The organism is Fulvivirga sp., from assembly GCF_040220315.1.
Lineage (GTDB): Bacteria > Bacteroidota > Bacteroidia > Cytophagales > Cyclobacteriaceae > Fulvivirga.
Genome location: NZ_JAVJUY010000254.1, coordinates 1 through 2,924, shown reverse-complemented (window position 1 = coordinate 2,924; position 2,924 = coordinate 1). Strand labels below are relative to the sequence as shown.

General features: G+C 37.6%; 5 protein-coding genes. 1 reads left to right on the top strand and 4 read right to left on the bottom strand.

Annotated features, from left to right (window positions below; all coding sequences use genetic code 11):
• From RLO81_RS12285 to RLO81_RS12270, 4 genes are all read right to left on the bottom strand, one after another.
• Positions 1-529, bottom strand: a 529-nt coding sequence (locus tag RLO81_RS12285) for a glycosyltransferase family 2 protein (protein ID WP_350111913.1), incomplete at its 3' end; no start/stop codon positions are given.
• 4 nt (positions 530-533) lie between these two features.
• Entirely contained in the window at positions 534-1,445 is a 912-nt protein-coding gene (locus tag RLO81_RS12280) for a GNAT family N-acetyltransferase (RefSeq protein WP_350111911.1), read from the bottom strand.
• Positions 1,446-1,449: 4 nt separating this feature from the next.
• On the bottom strand, positions 1,450-1,926 hold the full coding sequence (locus RLO81_RS12275) for an Mpo1 family 2-hydroxy fatty acid dioxygenase (RefSeq protein ID WP_350111909.1): 477 nt from the start codon (positions 1,924-1,926) through the stop codon (positions 1,450-1,452).
• Between the two features lie 22 nt (positions 1,927-1,948).
• Positions 1,949-2,458, bottom strand: coding sequence for a DUF4442 domain-containing protein (locus RLO81_RS12270; protein ID WP_350111907.1), 510 nt, complete (start codon positions 2,456-2,458; stop codon positions 1,949-1,951).
• A gap of 82 nt (positions 2,459-2,540) precedes the next feature.
• Between RLO81_RS12270 and RLO81_RS12265 the strand changes: the two genes are divergently transcribed.
• Positions 2,541-2,924: FAD-dependent oxidoreductase (locus RLO81_RS12265; protein ID WP_350111905.1), on the top strand; the 384-nt coding region annotated here is incomplete at its 3' end.

Sequence of the window (2,924 nt, the reverse complement as noted above, 5' to 3'; positions counted from 1 at the left end):
CAAAAACGATTTTTTTGGTCATCATTGTGGGTGCACAAATGAAATATCGTTGAATCAAATCAACAAATAAATCACCAGTTGGTGGCGGCTGAATATCTGTGACATTAGTTGTAATTGCGTAATGATGGTTCAGTTCATTTCCGTTCGAATCGATGTTAATAGCATTGGTAAAATTTACTCCATATTTATCATCATATTTTTCAAAGGTTGCAATTCCTCGTGTGACTCTCTCTTTGTTTAACACATCATCAGTGGCAAGGTCAATAACGTAGTCGCCCTTTGCAGACTTCAAACCAAGGTTAAAGGCTTTAGTGCTACCTAAATTTTTCTCAGTAAAGATTACTTTCAATTGATTAAATCGTTCCTTCAATTCCGCAATCTTCTTTTGACTGCCATCTGTACTGTAATCATCCACGACAATTACTTCAATGTTTTCGTATGACTGGTTCAATGATGAAATAACAGACTCTACCACATAATCCTTATGATTATAACATAAGCAAACAATGGAAACCAATGGCTTGCTCATACCATTATGATTTTCTAAAAGTAAGTTTCAAACCTGTTTCTGCACCTATATATTTCTTAAAGTCAAGCAGATTATGATCAGTTTCTTCACCCTTAGACGAAGTGCCCAAATCAAGATACTGCATTCCTTGCTTCTGACAAAAGGCATATATTTCTGCATGCAGCAAAACGGCCGGACTCAACCGATCATAATTCTTCGAATGACCCCCATAAAAAACATAAAGTGCCTTCTTTGAGAGCTTTATTGTTATGGCCGAGGCCACCATTTTTTCTGCATCAAAGACTCCAAATAAGTGAAAATGCGTAGGCATTTTTTCAACTACTGATAGCAGCTGAGCTTCCGTCATTGAAAGTTGATAACCGCGCTCCGTTCTACTCTCTTTCAAATGATTATAAACTTGACTAAAATCATCAATGCCTAATTTTTTAGCGATCAAACCTGCCTGTAATGATCTCTTGAGTTTCTTTATTTCACTTTTATGAATGATCTGCTCAAAAGGTTTATTTGTTATGGGAATCGTTGCATTGACCTGAGATCGAGCCTCTTTAAATCCATTTTCTGTAAATGCCTGTTTTGCGATAGTGAATTTCTGAAGATTTAAGTTTTCCGAAGGCAGAATAACTTCTATTGTTGACAATACAGCCTCTTCCACAGCGCGAACAAAGAAATTCAATGATTCTATGCTTAGATTTTCAGAAAAATCAGGGCCACCAAATGTAGCTCTGTAAGGGCTTTTTGCAAGTCCATCTTTAACATGAACATGCCATGAAGCTACAACTGTCTTATGGTTATCATCAAGCAGGTAAAAACTTCTCCAGTTTGATTGTGCTTGTGTTAACCGATGCGCATGTGTATTGAATACGTATTCCTCAAAAGTGTAATGATACCCCTCAGGCACAAAATCTTTAACCTCCACCCTTTCAATATCGAATGCCTATTTTCTTGAAAATGAAATGTATTAACCAGGCTGGGCCGATCATCAAAAACTGAACATCTTTTAAGAAAGAAGGTTTTTTACCTTCCACTTTGTGCCCATAAAACTGGCCGATCCAGGCAACCGCAAAAATACCAAGCGATAAAGCCCATAGTGGTGCTATAGCTGCCTGTGCCAATGCATTAGCTGCAATAAGGCAGAGGAAAGAAAAGACTGCCATTCCGATAGCCAAAGGCCATGACAGTGCAATATAATAGGCTAGCACCACAACCAAAATAATAGTCGCCCAGTTAGCGTAAGGGCTGGCCGTTATATTGCTCTGTAAAAAACCGCTGGGAATAGACCAAATAAGGCCAACAATGCTAAAAAAGATAGCCGGTACGCAAATCCAATGGATTAGTTTGTTTGTTTCATTCTGATGACTTTCACCATATTCAGAAAGTAACTCATCAATTCGTCTCATGATATATTAATTATTGATCAACTTAGTTCACCTTGGTTTTTACTTTATCCCACGATTTCACCTGCCAGTGTACTTTGCCTGTTGTAAGTAGATTACCTTCTGTGTCGTGAATCTTTATTTCACAAATTACTACAGTGGCATCTGCACTCTCCAAAGGTTGGTAGACGTTGGTATCAAGCCACTCATCGCTTATTTCAAATGTGCCAATACCATCCATTTTTCCCTGATAATGGTACTCCATTTCCAATGTTTTTAAAATAATTCTGTATTTCTTCGGATCGAGCCTGGAAATCATTAAAAAACCAGTTGAAAACTCAGAAAGTGTAGCCAGCGCACAAGCATGAAGTCCTTTTATGTGATTAAAGTTCAAATATTTATAGGGCAGCTTTGTCCGAATTTTAGTATCTGATATCTCTAACACCCTAAAGCCATGAGGTTTATTAAATGGTATCATTCTGGTAAGCCCAACGTTCAGAAGCCATAAATAAAAGGAAGAGGTTTTAGCTTTCTGAACAATCTTGGTAGTATTCATAGGTTGAGTTTTAGGAGTGAAAAGATAGTGAATACTGCCGAATTTTGAATGAATATTGGCAAATCATTGGCAATTTAGCCAAATGATCAGTTATTGGGAAAAAGAATCGTTCATAGAGTATGATGCCGTAATTATCGGAAGTGGAATAGTTGGCTTATCAACTGCTATCTCTTTAAAAGAAAAATCTCCGAACCTATCCGTATTGGTTTTGGAACGAGGATTATTACCCACTGGTGCCAGCACTAAAAACGCAGGTTTTGCCTGCTTCGGTAGTCTTACTGAACTTATTAATGATTTAAATACTATTGGCGAGTCAGGAACTCTTGAGCTTGTAAATGAGCGTTGGGAAGGATTAAAAAAACTTCGCGCTCGTATTGGTGATACTAATTTCGATTACTACAACAATGGTGGCTATGAACTTATCAGAGAAAAAGAACTGCCCTACCTCGATAAAATGGATGAGGTA

Coding starts and splice junctions, on each gene's coding strand:
- RLO81_RS12275 (WP_350111909.1), bottom strand. CDS start 1,926: ATGAGACGAATTGATGAGTTACTTTCTGAATATGGTGAAAGTCATCAG.
- RLO81_RS12270 (WP_350111907.1), bottom strand. CDS start 2,458: ATGAATACTACCAAGATTGTTCAGAAAGCTAAAACCTCTTCCTTTTAT.